The organism is Stenotrophomonas sp. CFBP 13725, from assembly GCF_014841935.1.
Lineage (GTDB): Bacteria > Pseudomonadota > Gammaproteobacteria > Xanthomonadales > Xanthomonadaceae > Stenotrophomonas.
Genome location: NZ_JACYUV010000006.1, coordinates 13,419 through 31,342, shown reverse-complemented (window position 1 = coordinate 31,342; position 17,924 = coordinate 13,419). Strand labels below are relative to the sequence as shown.

The following is a 17,924-nucleotide window of genomic DNA, read 5'->3' as shown; positions in this document are numbered from 1 at the left end:
CCGGTATGGGTGCAACGTCACGCTTGACCGTCGCACCTACTCGCTTGCGAGACGCGTCTTGTGGCTCGACTACCCGCAAGGCATCGCGGTTGATGGGTCGAGCCTGATAGAACGAGAGCCGATTGAGAGGACTCCCTTTTAGAGGATCCCCTCGGCCTTTGTGATGCCCCTTCCCTTTCCGAGCCACTACTCCCTCCTTGGCGATCTAAATACAGCTATTGCGTTCTCACAAGCCGAGCAGACGCCGGATCGTAGACATACTCAGTGATTGAACCGTCCTGAATGCGACGAACTGCCTCATCAATGACGAACAAGGGCACCATGAACCACTCACGCGGCTTTGTTAGAGCACCGAAGCGATCAGGGATGGTCAGATCTAGCCTGGCAGACTGGAAGATGCGATGAAAAATATTCTCCAGCCGCGTTCGGTTGAGGTTTGAGAGCTTATAGGTTGCAACCACTTCCACCTTCGCAAACATGTAGGTTGGATCCCGTTCTGCCTTCGCGATCCTAGTCTCCACCTTCCCGCCGGTCACGCCGATCTTGTGAATCAAATCTCGGTGTTCCGCAACAAAAGGATGATCGGACAGGCTCTTCAAGACGTAGATCGTCCCATTGACGATATCGTCCGGCTCGAGCGTGTCACCAAAGAGAGGCCCCACCTCATCGTCGGTGATGCGACGCCCTGTCTTGTCCTTGTATAGCGCTCGCTGCAGCGACCGCTGCAGCAAGTCACTCTCCGTGCCGTTGGAGTAGATCACCCGGAGCCTAGCGTTGGACTCTCCGTTCGGCGTCCGAACCGCCTGGCCCATCTCAGCAACGTAGGCGACTTGCCCGCCAAGGATGAAGAAGTTCCCCGGCTCAACGCTCCCATCCCGGCCAAACCGCAGCGTCTTGCGCAGTCCTGTCTCCAAGTCGCCTTGGATGCGCTCGAACAACGGCTTGAAACGCTCAAAGTCCTCGCAGCGCTGCCGCGTCGCAATCTCCTCGGCGGCCTTGCGCTCTTCGTAGGACCTGACATGGGTTAGCTGGGTGATGTCATCGGCGCTATCGTTCAAACCCAATTCGGCGAGCACGTCAGTGTCGCTGAGCCCGTCTTGTAAAGCTGATACGCCATCGCTGCCAGATGCCGCCAGCAACCCCGGCGTATCTAGCGGCGCCAGCAGTGGGTGTGCGTTGGTCAAGGCGCGCAACTTATCAAGCCGCACCGCGTAGAGCCGCTCAAAAATGTCTCGATCTTCCCCGTGCAGCGGCGCACGGCCCTGCTCCTGAACGAAGCGCAGGATGTCTTCGAACCCTGCTATGAGGCGTTCTTCTTGAGGCGTGTGGTGGCTGGCCTTGACGGGAGCAGCCTCGATGCCAAGTGCCGCCAGTAGCGCCTCGCCTTCCATGTCAGCCATTGGAACCTCCGCGCGCTTCAGCAACCTTCTTCTTGGCGACGTGAGTCTGCAACGCAGCCACGCCCTCTGCCATCCGGCGCTCCCAAGCGTCGGCAGACCCTATATTAGGCAGGCGGCCCCTTTCGTTCTTGAACGCTACCGCCCGCTTGGCCAAGTCCATGGCATCCTCATAAGAGATGGCCTGGCGCTTGGCAGCAATGGCTGCTTGCACCTGTCGCAGCACCTTCTCATCCATTGCCTTGGCCAGAACCGCGTAGGCCGCATCAAACGGGTTGATCCGATCAATGAGGTCGATGTCCAAGTCCCTCACATTGACGAACTTGCGCACTCCTTCGATCAGGGAGGTGTTGCCCTGCTCCCCCTTGGCGTCGGAGTCCGCCAGCACCAACTTGGCCTGCTGGGTGAGGTTGAGCGCAGCGATGGCGTGCTGGCGCACCGCCTCCTGGTCGTCGTCGCTCAGCTCCGGGTAACGATCACGCACGATCTTGCCTAACTGCACTTGAGTGAGCTCTTCAGGCAAGGTGTTCTCTTTGTCAAACAACCCACGCTCCAGCGCCGTATTGTTCTGAAGGAAGCCCGTAATCACCTCAGTCAGATCCTCCCGACAGATGCGAGCGGCCTCGGCGGACTTGGGCGTCGCCAAGCCATTGACCTCGACATGGACCTGCCCAGACTTGGCATTGACGCCTACATTCGCCTTGCCGTCCTGATAGCCCTCAACGCCATAATCGAAGCCTTCTCTGGGCCCTTGGTCCTTTGGAGTGAACTCAAACCGCGGCGCCAACACCTGCTCCATGAGCAGGCTGGCAGCGATGGCCTTCAACGTGTCGTTCACTGCATCGACCACTGACCCCTCGTCCGCCGTGGGTTCTGCAATGAGGTTGGTGAAGCGAGAACGCTCCTTGCCAGGAGCATCCCGGGTAGCTCGACCAATGATCTGAACGATCTCCGTCAAGCTGCTGCGGTAGCCAATGGTCAGCGCGTGGTCGCACCAAATCCAGTCAAACCCTTCTTTAGCCATGCCCAAGGCAATGATGATGTCGACATTGTCCTTGTTGTTCTTCTGGTCCGGGTCCTTGAGAGCTGAAAGCACCTTTGACCGTCGAGCGGCGTCGCTGTCGTCGACCAGGTCAGCGACTTTCAGTGTGCGGCCATCGGCCCGCTCGATGAGGTGAAAACCGGTGACCTCGTCGCGCCCCTTCCACTCACCCAATGCCCCCAAAATCTCGTCCACCTCCTTGTGCTTGTCTTTCAGGCTTTCGCGGGCATTGACGTTGGGGATATGGATGATGGTCTTCAAGGCCGGGTCCAACACCTTCATGATCGCGTCCAGATACCGCCCGGTGTAAAAGAAATAGCCAATGTCCAACGACTTGAGATAGGTGTAGCCGTTGAGCTGCTCGTAATAGGTGTAGGTCACCATCTCGAACTTGTTCTCGTCCTCCGGGGACAGCACGGCGACCGCGTCGCCCCGGAAATAGGAACCCGTCATGGCAACCACGTGGACCCGATCGCGCGTGATGAGCTGGCCCAACAGACTGCCCAGCTTGTTGTCCGGGTTGCTGCTGACATGATGGAATTCGTCGATAGCGATGAGGCGATCATCAAAGGCGTCAATGCCATACTCTTCCACTGCAAACCGGAACGTCGCATGCGTGCAGACCAGTATCTTGTCGACGCTGGCGAGGAACTGCCCTACCGCCTTTATTTTCGTCTTGGCGACCTTGCCGTTGTCTTCGCCGGGCGCATTGCAAAGATTCCATTGGGGCCGCACCACCCAATCGGCCCAGAAACCCTGCTCGGTGAGTGATTCGTCAGCGAAGCTGCCGCCGATGGATTTTTCAGGAACCACAATCAGCGCCTGCTTGAGGCCTTGGCTCTCGATCTTGTCCAGGGCAATGAACATCAACGCACGAGACTTGCCGGAGGCGGGGGGCGATTTGATCAGCAAGAACTGCTCCCCGCGCCTGGCGTAAGCAAGCTCCTGCATCGGACGCATGCCCAAGGCGTTAACCTTGCTCGAGACGCCTGTACGCGCCGTAGCAATGGAGACGGCCGGGACGGCGTGATGGTTGGTCGGATTGGCTTCCGTGCTCATTTGCGCGTTGCTCCCTTCTTCGGCTTGCCTTGGGCGGCCGTCATCTTGGTGTAGAGGTCAAACAGCTTTTCGAGCCGCTCGGTGTCGTTCTTGAATCGGCGACCGATGTAGATTCGCTCCAGGACTTCGTCATTTCGCTCATGCGCGATGCGCAAGCTTTCCGGCATACCGCCCGATTCATAGAGCTCTCCAATAGTGGCCGGAAAATACCTCTCACGCTCGATCAAAATATCTTCTGCGCAGCGTGTCAAGTCAGTCTTATTCTGCTCAGTAAGCGACGGCACAGGGAACGTATTCCAGCCCATAGTATTCGAGTAGCGAAAGTCAGACTTCATTTTTCCGCAGACCGTGGCAATCCACACCAAGTGGAGGCGTGATGCAACAAGAGCCATATTCCAGACCGGCGCGTCATACATGCCAAACGCAAGGTTTGTTAACGTCGTTCTTCCATCGACGATCCCGACTGGCAAGTAGTCACGCCGCTCTGACGAAACCCCTGGAACAACAATCGTTCGCGACTTCCCGATACGCATCAGCTTCAGCTGATGCGGCCGCTTTGCCAGAATAGTTCTAGCTCCTTTATCTGGGCTAGCGAGCCGCAGCTGCCTAACTGCTTCAATGCGGCTACTCAGAGCCGGAACCTTTAGAGCTTCGTCCAAATTTTCGTCATCTATCCAGATGCAGAACCGGGGCGAACCACTAATGAAATCCTGCGATCCATGAATACGCCGGATAAGTGTTTCACGCTGTTTTCCAGTTAGCGCCATCGCAGCCAGCTCGTTCGGGCTCAGTAGAAGATAACCGCCATCGCTTGGCTTATTACCGAACTCCATTGTGGCTTGCCCACACATTGGAGTGCCTTGCTTCTCAACGATAACGCGCGGCCCGACAGTTAAATATGGCGTGATCGATGCACCTTCGCGCACGACGACCGGCCCGCCATCCTGATGCTCGTAAAGACGTCTCGGGGCACTCAGGCCAGCGGACATGCCGACGATCACCACCACCACTCCGGCATTGTGGCTGGCTAGATTTTCCCACTTGAACGAGGTATACGCGAACGATATATCGCAGCCAGCCTCGAATATTATCGGCCACAGTATCGGCACCGATTGACCCTGACAAATCGAGTTTGTGCTTACAAACGCCACAGAGCCACCATTCCTCGACAGGTAATCCGACGCCTTCAGGAACCACCCCGCCACATAGTCCAGAAACCCTACCGAGGTAGTTCGACCCTTCGCAATATCGCGAAGCTCCGACTTTTGCTCAGGGGTTTGCCAGGTGTTTCCCAGATAAGGGGGGTTGCCGCAAATATAGGTCTCCCCGCCCTCATTTTCAAAGACTATTCGCGATTGATCTGCTGAAACCCCAAAAAGGCTGTCATCATATATATCAACACCAACTCCCGCCGGGGGACATAAAGCAAACCAATCCAATCGCAACGCATTTCCAGTCGTAATCCAGTTTTGAGAATCCAAAGGAAGGACCCCGGCCAGCGCCTCCTTTTGGCCGCGGTAGAGCACGTCGCACTGGAACTCAGCAATGATGAGCGCCAGCCGTGCAATCTCCGCCGGAAATTCTCGCAACTCAATACCTCGAAAATTCGTCAAGGGGATCTCCGTGCGCAGGTCAGACTCCCCTCTTCGCCTGTTGATGTCGGCCTCGATCTCACGCATCTGTTTGTAAGCGATCACGAGGAAGTTCCCACTTCCGCAGGCCGGATCAAATATCCGAATTCGTGCCATGCGCTTGCGCAGATTCAGCAGCTTCGCCTTGTTGTCGCCTGCAGCTTCGAGCTGACCTCGCAAGTCATCCAAGAACAATGGATTGAGAACTTTGAGGATGTTCGGAACGCTGGTGTAGTGCATGCCCAGCGCGCCGCGTTCGTCCTCGTCAGCCACCGCCTGAATCATCGACCCGAAGATATCGGGGTTGATCTGCTTCCAATTGAGCTCGCCCGTCCGAAGGAGGTAGGAGCGCGCCGTGCGCGTGAAGTTGGGCACGTCCGTGCTGCCCGAGAACAGGCCGCCGTTGACGTAGGGAAAATGCTCAGCCCATCGAGGTAGCTTTGCCGCAGGACGATCACTTACAGCAATGTTCATGGTCTGGAAGATGGTCCCCAAAACTTCGTGGACATTCGATCCATCGCGCTCGCTCATCTGCTCCAAGGTGCGAGTGAACAGGCTCGTCCCTTGGAAGATGTCCGTGTCTTCGGCAAAAAAGCAAAACACCAAGCGAGCCATGAAGTGGTTCATGTCCGCGCGCCGCTCTTCGCCTGCCCAGTCCTTGTTGTTCTGTAGCAACTCGACGTAGAGCTTGTTCAGCCTCCCGGTGGCTCGCACGTCCACGGGGTTGTCCTTGATCTCCTTGACCGTGGAGATTCCGGCCAGGGGCAGGAAGAACCCAAAGTGATCGGCGAACTGCTCAAACTCACAGGCCAGCACCTCTCCGCTTGCCAGATCCTCGGCCTCCAGCGTCTGCCCGTCCGTCGCCAGCAGGAACTTGGGCTTGGCGGTCTGGCTCTTTGGGCTTGCCCTTAAAGCCTGAAGGGTTGTGTGGACGTCGCCCGGTGCGCAGGTGGCAATGTGGATGTTATTGCGCTGGAGCACGCCGCCGGGCACGTCCGACGCATTGCTGTCGCCCTTCCGCAGCCGCCTGATGGTCGCATCCTTGTTGCCGAACGCCATCAGGAAGGCGAAAGGAAACTCTCCGCCATCGAAGGACTCGATGGCCAAGGCTGATAGGGCTTCTTCGATCTCTACTGCGTTCATTCGCGCTTCTGTTGGTGTCGCCACTGGGTAGCGCCGATTGCAGGGGAAGCGAGAGAGCTGCCTCTGGGTTGATATTATCGGCCAGCGATAGCCAATGGGGCCAGTGCCTCAGACTCGGAAAGCACCCCCTAAGGCGCTGACTCGCGGCGTCCTCCTTGGCTCTAAGCCTTTCGGGCCGGAACGGAAGTAGAACAGGCGCTAGCGGCGCGGCTCCGGTCCACTCGGGCATGCAGGTCTGCGTGTCGGCAAAAGCGGTAGACCGCCGAACTGCTCACCCCCAGCTCCCGAGCCAACTGAGCCCTGCTGATGGCCCTCAAGCGCGTCTGGACCTGGGCGCGGCCCAGTCCCCGCAAGGTCCGCCCCTCGGCCCCCTTGAATGCGCGACCAACGCCGAGCGCCCGGCGGTCCAAACTGACCGTGGCGATGGACACCCCCAACCGGGCCGCCACATCCGCCGACGTCCGCCCCTCTTTCAGCAGCTGTCGCACCTGCCGGCGACGTTGAGCCACTTGGTCAGCTTGCCATGATCGGTAGGCCTGCAGCCCCCCAGAAAGGAGGCCATGGCGGTGCACGAAGCGGCTCACGGCTTGGTGCGTGACCCCCACCCGTTCGGCCAGGGCGCGCTGAGTGAGGCCCTGGTCCAATAGGGCTTGGACGTGCTGCGGGCAGTGACCACCCAGGCCGCGGTTACGTGATGTCATGGTGCAAAGGTCCAAGTCATCGCTTCGACCCGTGTTGTCCCCGGTCATCACGTGGTGCCTTGAGCTCCGCTCGCTTCAGGTATTGAGAGACCTGGGCAGAACTGGTTTTCAAGTGGCGCGCTACCGCACCGACGGTCTCAAACCGCACCAACAGGCCTTGCACCTCCGCACGGCTCAAGCCGAGCAGAGTGAACTCGTCAATCGGCGTCTTGCGGCGCGGCAGTTTTAAGGTCACGCGGTCACCTGACACCACATGCGCCGGAACGCCCAAGCGCTTCGCCATCTCGCTGTTTGAAAGGCCTTCGGCGCTTAAGAGGCGCACCCTTTCCTGCCGCTCGGTTATCCTTTTTCGGCGTCGCGAATGGGCAGGATTGGTAAGACCGTTCGCCAAGCAGAACTGGCTGACTGCTTGATGGGACACCCCGAGACGCTTCGCTAACTTGCCTTGTGTGAGTCCCTGGTCCAGCAAGCTCTGGATTGCTGAAGGTGAAAACTTGGCGAGGCTAGGAGACGGGAGGCGTTGGTGACGCAAGCGCATGGTTGCCAGGTCGCTGCGGATCGTGTGGACAGGCACCGCCAGCACCCGGGCCATTTCTTCAGGGTGCTTGCCTGCCTCAAAGTAGGCGCGAACCGCGTAACGGCGCTGGCTCACGTAAGCCCGGTAGCGCTCTGCCGGGTGGCTGGGCATGGCATCGCAGGTGTCCACGCGCTGGGCGTGCTGAATCTGTTCCGGCTCGCCGTGGGCTTGGCAGTGGGCAGCCAGGGCGACGTCGACGTCGGCGCTGTAAGGCGTGTTGCGCTGGCCTGCGTCGTAGATGGCCTGAATGCCTGGAGGCATGGGCAGCAACTCAATGCCGCCGCTATTCGACAGCGCGCTTGGCGCAAACAAGGTGGAGCGCACGCGGCTCATTGCCTCGCTCCACGTGCGGCAACGCATGCACCCACGCAGGCCAGAAGCAGGAAGAGGCCAACCGGCCACGCACCGAACGTGCCCACCGCCGCAACCATCGCTAGGAAGATGACTCCCACCCCAAACAAGCCGGCCTGGATAACGAAGCGGCCGTAGGTTCGGCCGTGTCGCTCTCCTGCGCGCACGCGTATCCATGCAGTCTTCGCGTTCCTGAAGCGATTGAGGGTCCAATACGGCACCGTGAGCATCAGCCCCAGCAGCACCACAAGCAGAAGCGCGCTCATCATCGGCGGCCTGCCCCGCGACTCCTCAGCGGGTGCGCCTGGAAAGTGAGAGGTTGGCCCCACTGGCTGGGCTTCAGATTCCAAGCCATTGGCAGGTGGTGCGGCTCATGAGATTGCGCAGGGGAGCAGTCCATGCCATCCAGGATTAGATGCCCGCATTGCCTGAAGTCTTCGATGGTCAATGAGGCAGCGGAGCGCTTACGAGAAAATGCGTTCCACGTCATCAGCGTTGCCCCTCCATCGGCACGACGGGCACGACGCGGGTCTTGCTGCCCTTCCCAACTAAGAAGACTTGGTCCTGGACTCGGATCGGCAGATCATCGGCCTGGACAATGGCAATCACCTTGCCGCTCTCTAAATCCCTGACATACACCTCCACGCCCCGGCGTTTGCTCAAACCATTCTGAACCGCCGTGCCAGCCACCCCGCCGATGGTCCCGGCCGCAATACGAGAAGCGTTTCGATAGTTTTTGTTCACGTCTCGCACGGACGCGTAACCTAGGGCGGCGCCAATAGCGGAACCGGCGTTTAGACGCTTGTCGCTCTTGATGTCCACGCTGCGGACCATCAACACCTCGCCCAGGCGGGCGTTCTGAACGGACAAGGTTTCGCTGGTGCCGTATCGGCGGGCCGACGTGTCATCCGCGGCCGAGGCAGTGAGCGGGAGCAGGCTGGCGAGGGCCAGAGAAAGAATCAGTGCGCGCATGGAGGTCCTATTTCGTATGGGTTGATATACCCATAACAAACGGTTGGCTTTGCGCAAGAGGCTCAGACAAGGAAAAGGCGGCATTCGCCGCCTTCTCTTATCTCTTACAAACATCACCCAAGTTGAGATCGGACGCTGTGGCGGTCGCCCCCTCCCCTCGGACACAGACGACGAGCGTCGTCAGACGCGATTGACCGCCAGGTCGTGCAATAAACCGGGTCTTTGAGCTGAACGGGTCATTGGCCACCACCAGCGAACGACCGGAGATCGCAGCACTATCGACGAAGGGCCCCTCCAGAGTGATCTCACCGCCGAAATCGTCCCAAGTCACTCCGCCAGATTTCAGCAGAGCAGGAATGTCCTCTGCGGTCGCGCTCTTCGGCAAGTCAACTTCTCCGACCAGCTGTAGAGGTTCAGAACGGACCACGCCACGCGGCTGGCCATCGGATCCGACGGAACATCCCGATGCGAGCAACAGCATGCCGGCAATCATGGAACAAGAGATGATGCGCATACAAACTCCTTTTTTGTGTAGGTAGATATACCCATAACAAAAAAATGGAGTTGAGCAAGGGACTAAAACGAGAAAGGCGGCGAAAGCCGCCTTCTCTTGGCTTAGAACCGTGGCCGAAGCCGGGGCGGATCCTGGCTTTGTGCGTCCGCGCAAGCCCAGTAGTCCCTGAAACGCGGTTACTGATGCATTCCAGCAACCATCGCTCTACCATCAGTCCGGCGGCAGGACACTACTGCAGGAACATCCTTCACGCACCGACTCGCCTCGCAGTGGGTGAGATCACGGAGCGGGTGTCAAGCCGCACGCGACGCGAGCCATGCGGGTCGAATCAAGCCTCGTGTTTGTCAATGAAAGGCTGCGCTGCGCGCCGGTGAGCTGGCCATCTGTATAAATAGACACGTCAACGTATTTTCCCGGCACGCACGCAGCGACCACGACCTTCCAGGTCTCCCGATGCTCTTGTCCATCTGCAGCGACCGCTCGCACGTCGACAGCGCGGATCTTTGTGCCCCTATCGTCTTCAATCCGAGCTGTCGTCGGCGAGTAGAACACCTGAGGCGCACCTGGTGCAGGCGTAAACATGAGTATCCACTTCGGATCACCGGCGTGGGTCGATCCGATAACGCCTAACAGCATCGTCAACGCGACAACCCGCGTTGAACCTGATTTTGCAATAGCCATTCTCACCATCCTATTTGGTTAGCTTGCTGCGGAGTTAGCGACTCGCACTTGCTTAGCACGCATCGCCCTGTAGTAAATTTTATTCGACAACCAAAGGCATTTATCCCGCCATCCGCCGGAGAAAGGCGTATCTTCGAGCTGCCTCATCACCCCTTCGCTTAAATCGTCGCCAGGCTCCAATATCGTCCATGTTCTATTGGCCAGCACCGGATCAAGCGCCGCCGCCTCGTTGATCATGTCCGCAAAGGCGAGGCTGTAGCGTGCCTGCTCAGACTCTTCGAGCAAGATGAAATACTCCTCTCTCTCCCATTGAGTCTTAGCGCGAAAAGTTGCGAGGAGAAAGCTCTTTTCCTTGATAGACAAACTCGCCCAATGCTTTCCACTTTTCAGCACACGCTGATCGAAAGCACGCATCACCTTCACATTGAGCCGCTGTGCGACCGGCCTGATTCGGAGATTCCTAGAGATTGAAGCTGTGGGAGCCTCGTCCCTGAACGCGCCAGGCGCTAACTCCAGCGGTATCGCTGTCAATATTGAAAGCCCCATCAAGGTCTGGCTTCTCGACTGAGGAATGGCCACTGCGATGGCAAGCAGCAGTGTGAGGCCAATGCCAGCAATGAGAACCGCCTTAATGAGCACTCCTAGCGCTGATCGAAACCCATGTGACGATCCGCTCCGGGTCCATTCACCGCCTGAGCTGGAGGCGCCCTTGGCAAGGTCGCCGAAACGCTCGTTGATTCGTCTCTGCTCTTCCTCATTTGCCAGGCGGTCAACGGTGTAAGTCGGATGTTCGCCACGATTGTGGCCATCATAGGACTGTGCGGTAGTCAACCCGTAGTCGATACCTTCGTTTGGATTCGGCATATACGCTTCCATTCGCCCCATGCGGATTGGCTGATCCTAACGCACTCAAGTCATTCCGGCGCAAGCTCTGATGCTCGATTGCCTGTCAAACTTTTGGCGCCAGCCTCTTTCGGACGGTTCAGCGGGAAAGGGTCCCCAAATCCTAGGCGCAGTTTGTCCTCGCGTCCATGTCATGCCGTGTTGTTAGCCCACTCCGCCTTCATACATAGGTTCTCTCTGCCTGCGCCCTGGTCCTTTCGTTCCCCGTGCCCCTGGCTGCCGGCACTGAGACCTTCTCGGCCTCCTGTTCTTTCTTGACCTGCGGCAGCGGTTCGCGTTCGAACGCCGGGATGTCGAGGAAGGTCATGACCTTCTCGGCTTGGGAGGCTGCGCGAAACAGGCACTTGGGGTCGTCGGCCAAGGCTTTCATCCAAGACTGCAAGTAGGCGGCGTGCTGCTCTTCGTGCTCCTTGCCCAAGCCAATGCCCAAGCGCTCGGAAATGAAGAGGCTGGAGAGTTCTGCAACCAACTCCTCCTTGGCGTAATCCTGGCTGCCGAATCGTCCGGCCTGGTCTCGGTCGAGCCGGTGCTTCGCTCCGGTCCAGTGGGCGAGTTCGTGGAGCAGCACTCCCTGAAGATCTATATCGTCCTTAAATGCGGCCCGCTTAGGCAGGTGGATTGAATCGGCAACGACGCTATAGAACGCCCGGTTGCCACCGTCGTGGTGAACCTTCGGCTGGTGACGGTCCAGCAGCTTCCGAACCCGCAGGTTGCGGACCGTCTCGGGCATAACAAAGGGCGGCGGAGGCTCAGGCATGCCGTCGATCTGACTGGCGTTGAAAACGGTTGCCACAAAGACGGATGGGCCCTGGTAGCCCTTCTCTTCGGTTTCAACGGTGGGCTGCTCACCTTCTTGCGCCTTGCCGGTCTTGCTGAAATCCCAGTAAGCGATCTGCTGCCCCTTTTCGCCTCGCCTGACCTGGGCACCGACGGAAAGCCCCTGCTTGAAGGTCAACCATCGGCTGTCCTCGTATCCGTGCACCAGTTGGGCCCCGCGCAGGATCAGCGTGTTGCTGCCCCGATAGGCCTTGCCCGTGGTGGGGTTCCAGGGCCCGTTGATGCTGCCGTTCTGCGGGGCGTTGGGGTCGTTCCAGGGACGGCGCCAGGGGATGGTGCCCTGCTTCATCAGATCGAGCATGCGCTCGGCGGTGGCCTGGATGAGATCGGAATACTTGGACATGCGGGTTGCCTCAAATCTTTTTCAACCGCCTGCGCCTCTTAAAACAGGTGGTCGTGGGTGGATGGGTTAGAACTCGATGTGTAGCGTCAGGGTCTTGCGGTGATAGAGCGCTTTCCGGACCAGTGCGGCGATATCGTTCTCGCTTCGCAGTCCCTCGTCGCCATCGCTGCCTGGCGTGATGTGAAGGCCAAAGGCGGACTGCACGATGAGGTATTGCGGATCAAACTCGGGGCCTTCGGGGCCTTCCAGGTCAGCGGCGGTGATCGCCTCCTCGTGGAACGCGTCGTCGGGAATGGATGGGATGAGCGGTTGCATGGGGGCTCCTTTTTTGGTTGGGATACCCCCTTGCAATAGCGCACCTGCGGCGGATGTAAAGCCCTAGGCGGCCTCTGCCATCGGCGTGCCTGACAGGAGGGCGATTGCTTCCAGTGCCTCTTTGCTCAGAGGGTCACCCAAGGGGACACCTTCATCCGAGGGGGGTTGGAGAGCGCCGCCCTCCATTCGAGGCTTCAGCCCTCCCACGCGCAGGTTGACCCAGCGCTCGGCCTTGGCGCTCTTCGAGGCCTTCTTCTGCTTCTGCTGAATGCCCGGCATGCGTTCGCGCACGCGCTTCCAGAGCTCCTCCGCGCCCACCGGCTTACGGCCCAACTCATCCAGCACGTAGTTGCGGTAGTCGTCGTAGATGTCATTCTTGTCGGTCCACGTGCCGTCTTCCTCGATCACCATGCGCTCGGCGAAGTAGGAAGCCGTGGTGTCTGTTTCCTGTCGGGTCTGCTCGGCAAGCGCCTTGACGGCTTCGGGCATTTCCTCGGGCAGGCCGCCACGCTCGATGAGGCGCAGAGCTCCTTCCAGAAGCCAATCGATGATCACGGCCATTTCAGTCGGGTCTTCGGTCAGCTTCTTGTGGAAATCCGGATCGCGGTCCTTGTCGTTCTCGGCCAGGCGCACGTTGAAGGGAATCATGCAGATCTTTCGCCAGAAGCCGTGCTCGTGGCTCGTGACCGAGAACATGGCGTTCAGAGCAAGAAAGAGCGTGCCCCGCGGCACCGTGGTGTAAGCATCCTTGCCCTTGTTCTCGGCAGACATGGGGTCACGTGAGATGAGGGCCTTCATGACTTGCTGGATAGCATCGGAAAGGACCTTGGGCGCCTCTGTCGCCAGATAAAGGGTTTTGGAAGCAAGGGGGGCCATCGCGAACTGCCCATCCAGCTTGTCGATGCGAACCGCGGTGTTCTTGGGGTGGATTGCGCGGAGAACATGAAGCAAGGTGCTCTTCCCGTTGCTGCCGCTGCCCAGCAGCAGGAAGGCTTTCTCCAGGCACATCGGCATGACCGAAGACGCCATCGCCTCTTGAAGCAGCCCCCGCACGGCCATGTCCGGCATGAAGCGGTCAAGGTATTTGGCCCAGCGGGACTTGGGGTCCAACGGCTTGGGGGTGTAGCGCCCGTCGCGCACCTGATCCAGGTTGAGCTTCGCTGGAACCAGAGAGGTAATCCCGTGCTTGGGATCGGCCGGCAGGTATTCGATGTAGGCCTTCTTGTCGGAGCCCTTGAGGATCTCCAGGTAGCCACCCTTCAGCGGCACAATGGCCCGATGCTGGCTCTCGGGCAGCTTCATGCCCGGCAAGCGGATCATCTCCAGGATCGCGGTTCTGACGCAGCTGGCCGCGCTGCTCTGCTTGGCGTCCTCCGGTGCATGCGTGCGCATCCAATCCAAGGCGTGGGCCTCCACTTCCCGAGTGGCTTGCAGGGCCCAGATGCCTTCGGCTTCATCCCACTGATAAAGCGAAATATCGATCTCGCCATTGTCCATCTTGCCGCCAATGCGGAACTGGTTGCCGCGTCGCATGTCGTCGGCATAGGCCAACTCGAACGAGAGGTCTTCGCCCACGATGCCCAGATCATCCGCGGCCTCGTTGAGGTTGGCCTCGGCCCGGTAGGCCTTACCCTTTTTCTTCGGAGCCTGATCAACGGCGTCGCCATTGGCCTCCCCGCGCTTGACAGCGCCAGTGTTCGCTTTACTCTTCATCTTGTAATCCTTGGTTGTAAACGCCCCGGTTCGCACCCGGGGTTTTTTATGCCGCTTGACCGGGTCGATGCACCCACTCTTGAAGCGCCTGACGCATGGCTTCGGAAGGGGTTTGCCCACGGGCCACCGCCGTCTCCTCCACCAACGCCTTAAAACTTTTGCTGACCCGGGCTTTCAACAACTCATCCCGTGCGGTCTTTTCGCGTTTCGTCTTCACTACCTGCTCCGTTTCTTGACTTGTGGTCCTGTTGTGACCACAAATCCATCTAAGCAGGCTTTTCATACCTGGCAAGGCTTGACGCTTACCGATGTTCATTTCTGCCTTTCATGCTTCAAATGATCATGGAAGCGTGAACTAGCTCAAGTATCTGCTTGCGAGGTAACAAGTGCTTGTTACCTACCTGTTACCCCTTAAACCCTTATGCTTATTGGGGGTAACAGGTGGTAACAAGGTAACAAGTCGTTTAAGAGATCCATGCAAGAAAAACGGATCAGGACTTGCGGCACACTTGCGCATATAGCTGTCGGGAGCTCTGGATCCACCCGTTACCTTGTTACTCCTTGTTACCTCCTTATGGGACAGTGCTTTCACGGGTAACAAGGGGGTAACACGTGCTTGTTACCTGTTAGGGAAAAGCAAGAGCAAAAGCGGCTAGAGCAAAAACGGCTTTGGAAGTGAAAGGGCTGGCCTCCGGCCTGATCCCTTTACCGTTTTACTCTTCGTTTGCCGCCCCAAGGTCAGCCGCCGTCACCGGGCCCACGCGTGCAAAGTCCAGCTCAAGACAGGTTCCGCGGATCAGCCCCTCTTTCACCGCGAGCTTCAGCCGGCGGGCGCCCTCCTCCCCGTATGCAATCCAAGCCGGGCCAGCGGGCGGCGCGTTTCCAACCTCGCCATTTGCCCGGTGGAAACTCAGGCGGCCCTGCTGAAATACCAGCGCACTGACATTCGGGTGATTGATCACGAACCTCTGGAACCAAAGCGTTTCCGTCCGAGCGAACACCAGCGCGATTCCGCCGCCCGGATGATTGGCCATTTTTTCCATCCAGGCATCCTGCCCCCGACCGAACGGCGGGTTCATGAAAACGAAAGCGTCCTTGGGCCAAAGCGTCGCCAGGCCGTCATCGCTCGGCTTCAGCATCCGAGACGCCGTGGGCCATGGCATGCCTTCCTCGGGCGTGCACGGATCGATATCGAAGGGACCAAGACCACTGTAGCCGTCCTTGGGGCTGCCCCAGATCAACTCCGGCGGGGTGAGCCAGGTGTCGGTGCTCTCCGCGGCCGGCAGGCGGTCGTAACCGACCGTGGCGGCAGCAAGCTTGGTGGCGCGAGGGACCGATGTGTTCTTACGATGGTTGGGAAGACGCAGGGAGGAGGTCTCGGGGGAGCACAAAGTCGGGTTCATTTAGGGTCTCCAGATGCGAAGCGATGCACGCGGTCGGTCCGCGAGTTCAGATGAGACGACGCGAGCTCATGGCGCTACGCCGTTGCGAGTAGGTCCAAGAGATAAAGGTCAGCGCAGCGTGGTTTCCAGCGCGTATCCGATGTCATCCAAGTCACTTTCCTCTACCTCCGGGGTCCATCCCGGATGACCATCGGCGGAGAGATCAGGGTCCAGACCAATCCCCCAGATGCTCCACGGTGCATACTCAAGATCAACCGGAGCGACGAGATCGAACTGATCGAGCGCGTCCTTCAAGGACGCTGCTTTGAACTCGAAGGCTTTGCTGGCCAAGCCGTGGCCGTTCACATGCACTGCGCGAGGCCAAGCGTGCAAGCCACGCGGCATAGAGATCTCATCCGCTCGGTCAAAAGAGCGCTCAGGAACCTCCTTCAAGATTTCTCCCTTCAGTCCGGCGCACAAGCAGCGATCCATGCCCGTGACGAAATAGTCGGCCCTCTTCTTCAGCCGCTTCGCAGCCAGCTTGGGATCAAGTGCGAGCAGCTCGTTGACCACTCCATCGGGAGTGGTGCCACGCAGCGGGATAAGGTAGGTAACGTCCACCTGGAAAGAGATGGAGACAAGGTAAAGACGCTTCATGGGGTTTCCTTTTTTCAGGCAAAGCTTCGCTGGCACGGTCAGGAGGCCGCGTTTCACGAAGATGGGTTTGGGTGGGCCGATCTCGGCTGAGGATTTCTCTAGCCGTGCCAGGCAATCAAACGCTGGCGGCTTCGTGAGCGCCCAAGAAGCGATCCAAGGTGGCGATCTGCAGGGTGAGGACCTGATAGGCCTGAAGGCCCGTCAGGTCGCCGCAGGCCACCATGGCGACGGGGCTTACACCTTCGTCGAACTGGGCCAAGGCCTGCGGGAGCGCATCTGCGAGGACATCCGCCAATGCCTGTGGGGTGAGGAAGGCCCGATGATGACGGGCGGCGGCGGGGTCAAGCTGGAGGACGATCGGGAGCATGGCGGCGGGTCCGTGTTGGTGTGGGAACAGAATCCCCCGATCCGGACGCAGTGATGGGCTAAAAGGGGGAGCTCCCCCTTTGCCCGGCTGACACGCACAAAAAAGCCCCTGTCTACCGGGGCAGGTGCACGAGCTCCAAGGCTGCGGCGGGGGCCGCGGCCCTCTCGACTTTCTCCACCACGCCTTTGGGCGGCGAGCAGCCGCCGCGCTCTTGCTACTTGCTACTTGCTACTCGCCTCTGGCTTCAGAAGCGAAAGGGCGGCGGCTTGCGGCGAGGTTGGGCCGGCGGGAGGGTCACGTCCAAGATCGCGGCGCGCACCTCGCTCATCTGCCCGGCAAGCTCCCGGCTCGCATCGGTCCATTGCTTCACCAACGTCTGGTAAGCGTCTTCACCGTCCTCCCTCCCCTCTTCCAGGGCAAGATGGGGGATCGCGCCTTGGACTTGGGCAAAGTGCGCTTGGAGCTCGCTTTGGATGTCTCCCAGCGTTTTTGTGTATTGGTTCACCCACACATCTTTAAGCACCTGGTCGACCCAAGGCTGCTGTAGCACGTGGGGCAACGTCGCCGTCTGGAGCATCGCGATGCCTCGCTCGTCCACCTGCAACGCTCCGGCTTTGGATCGCCAGATGTGCAGGAACATCTCTCGCTCTTCCTCGCTCCACTTCGACAAGTCCAAGGAAGAGACTTTGCCTTCGATCAGGGAAAAATCCACTTGGACCTCCTGCACGACCTTGAACCGTGTCTGGGGCGGCATTGGCACGCGCTGCCCCAATGGCTTGCCGGTTTCCCGGCTTTCTCGCCAGCGGCGAAGCCGGGGATGAGCATCGGCCCATTCCAGCAATCGAGCGATGCCAATCGCGGCGTGGGTTCGGTCGTCCGGGAGCAACGGGCCCGTGGGACTGCTGCCTTTCGCAAACTCCCGAAAGACTTTCTGCGACAAGTTCAGCAACCCTGCTGCTTCCGCCGAACTCCAAGGTTTTGGGCGGGTCGGCGATTTGCCCAACTTCTCGGCCCGCTGCTTCGCCCTTCTCAGCGCTAGCCGGCAAGCTTCCACGCGTGCATTGGTGTGATCGACGTGGTCTGAACCGACCGCGGAATGCTTCTGGATGGCTTCTGCCAACGCTTCCTCGGCAGCCACCCACGCCTTTTCGGCTTTAAGGGCTGGCTGATCCGCCTCCGCGAGGTTCTCAACATCCTTGATGAGCCGTTCCCAGGCCACGCCATGGCCGCTCTCGAACAGAGGGTTGTTCCAACCGCAGGTATTGCCGTAGCGTTCGATCAGCTTGTCGAGCGCTTCCTGCTTTGAGTCCAATGACATAACGCACTTCTCTCTCAGTGG

17 protein-coding genes are annotated in these 17,924 nt (G+C 59.2%); 1 reads left to right on the top strand and 16 read right to left on the bottom strand.

Annotated elements, in window-relative coordinates; translation table 11 throughout:
* Nucleotides 1-215 precede the first annotated feature (215 nt).
* The 15 genes from IFT65_RS11930 to IFT65_RS11855 form a co-directional block, all read right to left on the bottom strand.
* A complete protein-coding gene (locus IFT65_RS11930; RefSeq protein WP_192081611.1) occupies nucleotides 216-1,400 on the bottom strand; it encodes a GIY-YIG nuclease family protein in 1,185 nt (394 codons plus the stop codon).
* Nucleotides 1,393-3,498: a pseudomurein-binding repeat-containing protein gene (locus tag IFT65_RS11925; protein WP_192081610.1), complete on the bottom strand. Its 2,106-nt coding sequence runs from the start codon at nucleotides 3,496-3,498 to the stop codon at nucleotides 1,393-1,395. Before IFT65_RS11925 ends, IFT65_RS11930 begins: the two co-directional genes overlap by 8 nt.
* Complete coding sequence (locus IFT65_RS11920) at nucleotides 3,495-6,272, bottom strand: class I SAM-dependent DNA methyltransferase (protein WP_192081609.1); 2,778 nt, start codon at nucleotides 6,270-6,272, stop codon at nucleotides 3,495-3,497. Before IFT65_RS11920 ends, IFT65_RS11925 begins: the two co-directional genes overlap by 4 nt.
* A 717-nt stretch (nucleotides 6,273-6,989) precedes the next feature.
* Entirely contained in the window at nucleotides 6,990-7,883 is an 894-nt protein-coding gene (locus IFT65_RS11910; RefSeq protein ID WP_042613088.1) for a transcriptional regulator, read from the bottom strand.
* A complete protein-coding gene (locus IFT65_RS11905) occupies nucleotides 7,880-8,167 on the bottom strand; it encodes a hypothetical protein (protein ID WP_152620591.1) in 288 nt (95 codons plus the stop codon). Before IFT65_RS11905 ends, IFT65_RS11910 begins: the two co-directional genes overlap by 4 nt.
* A 223-nt stretch (nucleotides 8,168-8,390) precedes the next feature.
* On the bottom strand, nucleotides 8,391-8,873 hold the full coding sequence (locus IFT65_RS11900; RefSeq protein ID WP_052811876.1) for a hypothetical protein: 483 nt from the start codon (nucleotides 8,871-8,873) through the stop codon (nucleotides 8,391-8,393).
* Between the two features lie 97 nt (nucleotides 8,874-8,970).
* A complete protein-coding gene (locus tag IFT65_RS11895) occupies nucleotides 8,971-9,387 on the bottom strand; it encodes a hypothetical protein (RefSeq protein WP_192081607.1) in 417 nt (138 codons plus the stop codon).
* Between the two features lie 279 nt (nucleotides 9,388-9,666).
* Complete coding sequence (locus tag IFT65_RS11890) at nucleotides 9,667-10,068, bottom strand: hypothetical protein (RefSeq protein WP_192081606.1); 402 nt, start codon at nucleotides 10,066-10,068, stop codon at nucleotides 9,667-9,669.
* An 18-nt stretch (nucleotides 10,069-10,086) separates the two neighbouring features.
* Nucleotides 10,087-10,944 carry a hypothetical protein gene (locus IFT65_RS11885; protein WP_192081605.1) on the bottom strand — a complete coding sequence of 286 codons (858 nt, stop codon included), beginning with the start codon at nucleotides 10,942-10,944 and terminating at the stop codon, nucleotides 10,087-10,089.
* A 187-nt stretch (nucleotides 10,945-11,131) separates the two neighbouring features.
* On the bottom strand, nucleotides 11,132-12,151 hold the full coding sequence (locus IFT65_RS11880) for a zincin-like metallopeptidase domain-containing protein (protein WP_192081604.1): 1,020 nt from the start codon (nucleotides 12,149-12,151) through the stop codon (nucleotides 11,132-11,134).
* 66 nt (nucleotides 12,152-12,217) lie between these two features.
* Complete coding sequence (locus IFT65_RS11875; protein WP_192081603.1) at nucleotides 12,218-12,466, bottom strand: hypothetical protein; 249 nt, start codon at nucleotides 12,464-12,466, stop codon at nucleotides 12,218-12,220.
* A gap of 63 nt (nucleotides 12,467-12,529) precedes the next feature.
* Nucleotides 12,530-14,179 (bottom strand): phage/plasmid primase, P4 family, encoded by a 1,650-nt coding sequence (locus tag IFT65_RS11870; RefSeq protein ID WP_192081602.1) that lies wholly within the window; start codon nucleotides 14,177-14,179, stop codon nucleotides 12,530-12,532.
* Between the two features lie 46 nt (nucleotides 14,180-14,225).
* Complete coding sequence (locus IFT65_RS11865) at nucleotides 14,226-14,495, bottom strand: ribbon-helix-helix protein, CopG family (protein WP_192081601.1); 270 nt, start codon at nucleotides 14,493-14,495, stop codon at nucleotides 14,226-14,228.
* A gap of 397 nt (nucleotides 14,496-14,892) precedes the next feature.
* Nucleotides 14,893-15,582, bottom strand: a complete 690-nt coding sequence (locus IFT65_RS11860; protein WP_192081600.1) for a DNA N-6-adenine-methyltransferase — start codon at nucleotides 15,580-15,582, stop codon at nucleotides 14,893-14,895.
* 108 nt (nucleotides 15,583-15,690) lie between these two features.
* The gene (locus IFT65_RS11855; protein ID WP_192081599.1) at nucleotides 15,691-16,218 is read right to left on the bottom strand and encodes a hypothetical protein; all 528 of its coding nucleotides are present in this window, start codon (nucleotides 16,216-16,218) and stop codon (nucleotides 15,691-15,693) included.
* 133 nt (nucleotides 16,219-16,351) lie between these two features.
* Here IFT65_RS11855 and IFT65_RS11850 point away from each other — a divergent pair, with 133 nt between their 5' ends.
* Entirely contained in the window at nucleotides 16,352-16,639 is a 288-nt protein-coding gene (locus tag IFT65_RS11850; protein ID WP_152477658.1) for a hypothetical protein, read from the top strand.
* A gap of 190 nt (nucleotides 16,640-16,829) precedes the next feature.
* Here IFT65_RS11850 and IFT65_RS11845 read toward each other — a convergent pair whose 3' ends face one another.
* Entirely contained in the window at nucleotides 16,830-17,903 is a 1,074-nt protein-coding gene (locus IFT65_RS11845; protein WP_192081598.1) for a hypothetical protein, read from the bottom strand.
* Nucleotides 17,904-17,924: the final 21 nt, after the last annotated feature.

Excerpts from the sequence above, each read along its gene's own strand:
- IFT65_RS11930 (WP_192081611.1), bottom strand. The coding sequence starts at position 1,400 with ATGGCTGACATGGAAGGCGAGGCGCTACTGGCGGCACTTGGCATCGAG.
- IFT65_RS11925 (WP_192081610.1), bottom strand. The coding sequence starts at position 3,498 with ATGAGCACGGAAGCCAATCCGACCAACCATCACGCCGTCCCGGCCGTC.
- IFT65_RS11920 (WP_192081609.1), bottom strand. The coding sequence starts at position 6,272 with ATGAACGCAGTAGAGATCGAAGAAGCCCTATCAGCCTTGGCCATCGAG.
- IFT65_RS11910 (WP_042613088.1), bottom strand. The coding sequence starts at position 7,883 with ATGAGCCGCGTGCGCTCCACCTTGTTTGCGCCAAGCGCGCTGTCGAAT.
- IFT65_RS11905 (WP_152620591.1), bottom strand. The coding sequence starts at position 8,167 with ATGAGCGCGCTTCTGCTTGTGGTGCTGCTGGGGCTGATGCTCACGGTG.
- IFT65_RS11900 (WP_052811876.1), bottom strand. The coding sequence starts at position 8,873 with ATGCGCGCACTGATTCTTTCTCTGGCCCTCGCCAGCCTGCTCCCGCTC.
- IFT65_RS11895 (WP_192081607.1), bottom strand. The coding sequence starts at position 9,387 with ATGCGCATCATCTCTTGTTCCATGATTGCCGGCATGCTGTTGCTCGCA.
- IFT65_RS11890 (WP_192081606.1), bottom strand. The coding sequence starts at position 10,068 with ATGGCTATTGCAAAATCAGGTTCAACGCGGGTTGTCGCGTTGACGATG.
- IFT65_RS11885 (WP_192081605.1), bottom strand. The coding sequence starts at position 10,944 with ATGGAAGCGTATATGCCGAATCCAAACGAAGGTATCGACTACGGGTTG.
- IFT65_RS11880 (WP_192081604.1), bottom strand. The coding sequence starts at position 12,151 with ATGTCCAAGTATTCCGATCTCATCCAGGCCACCGCCGAGCGCATGCTC.
- IFT65_RS11875 (WP_192081603.1), bottom strand. The coding sequence starts at position 12,466 with ATGCAACCGCTCATCCCATCCATTCCCGACGACGCGTTCCACGAGGAG.
- IFT65_RS11870 (WP_192081602.1), bottom strand. The coding sequence starts at position 14,179 with ATGAAGAGTAAAGCGAACACTGGCGCTGTCAAGCGCGGGGAGGCCAAT.
- IFT65_RS11865 (WP_192081601.1), bottom strand. The coding sequence starts at position 14,495 with ATGAACATCGGTAAGCGTCAAGCCTTGCCAGGTATGAAAAGCCTGCTT.
- IFT65_RS11860 (WP_192081600.1), bottom strand. The coding sequence starts at position 15,582 with ATGAACCCGACTTTGTGCTCCCCCGAGACCTCCTCCCTGCGTCTTCCC.
- IFT65_RS11855 (WP_192081599.1), bottom strand. The coding sequence starts at position 16,218 with ATGAAGCGTCTTTACCTTGTCTCCATCTCTTTCCAGGTGGACGTTACC.
- IFT65_RS11845 (WP_192081598.1), bottom strand. The coding sequence starts at position 17,903 with ATGTCATTGGACTCAAAGCAGGAAGCGCTCGACAAGCTGATCGAACGC.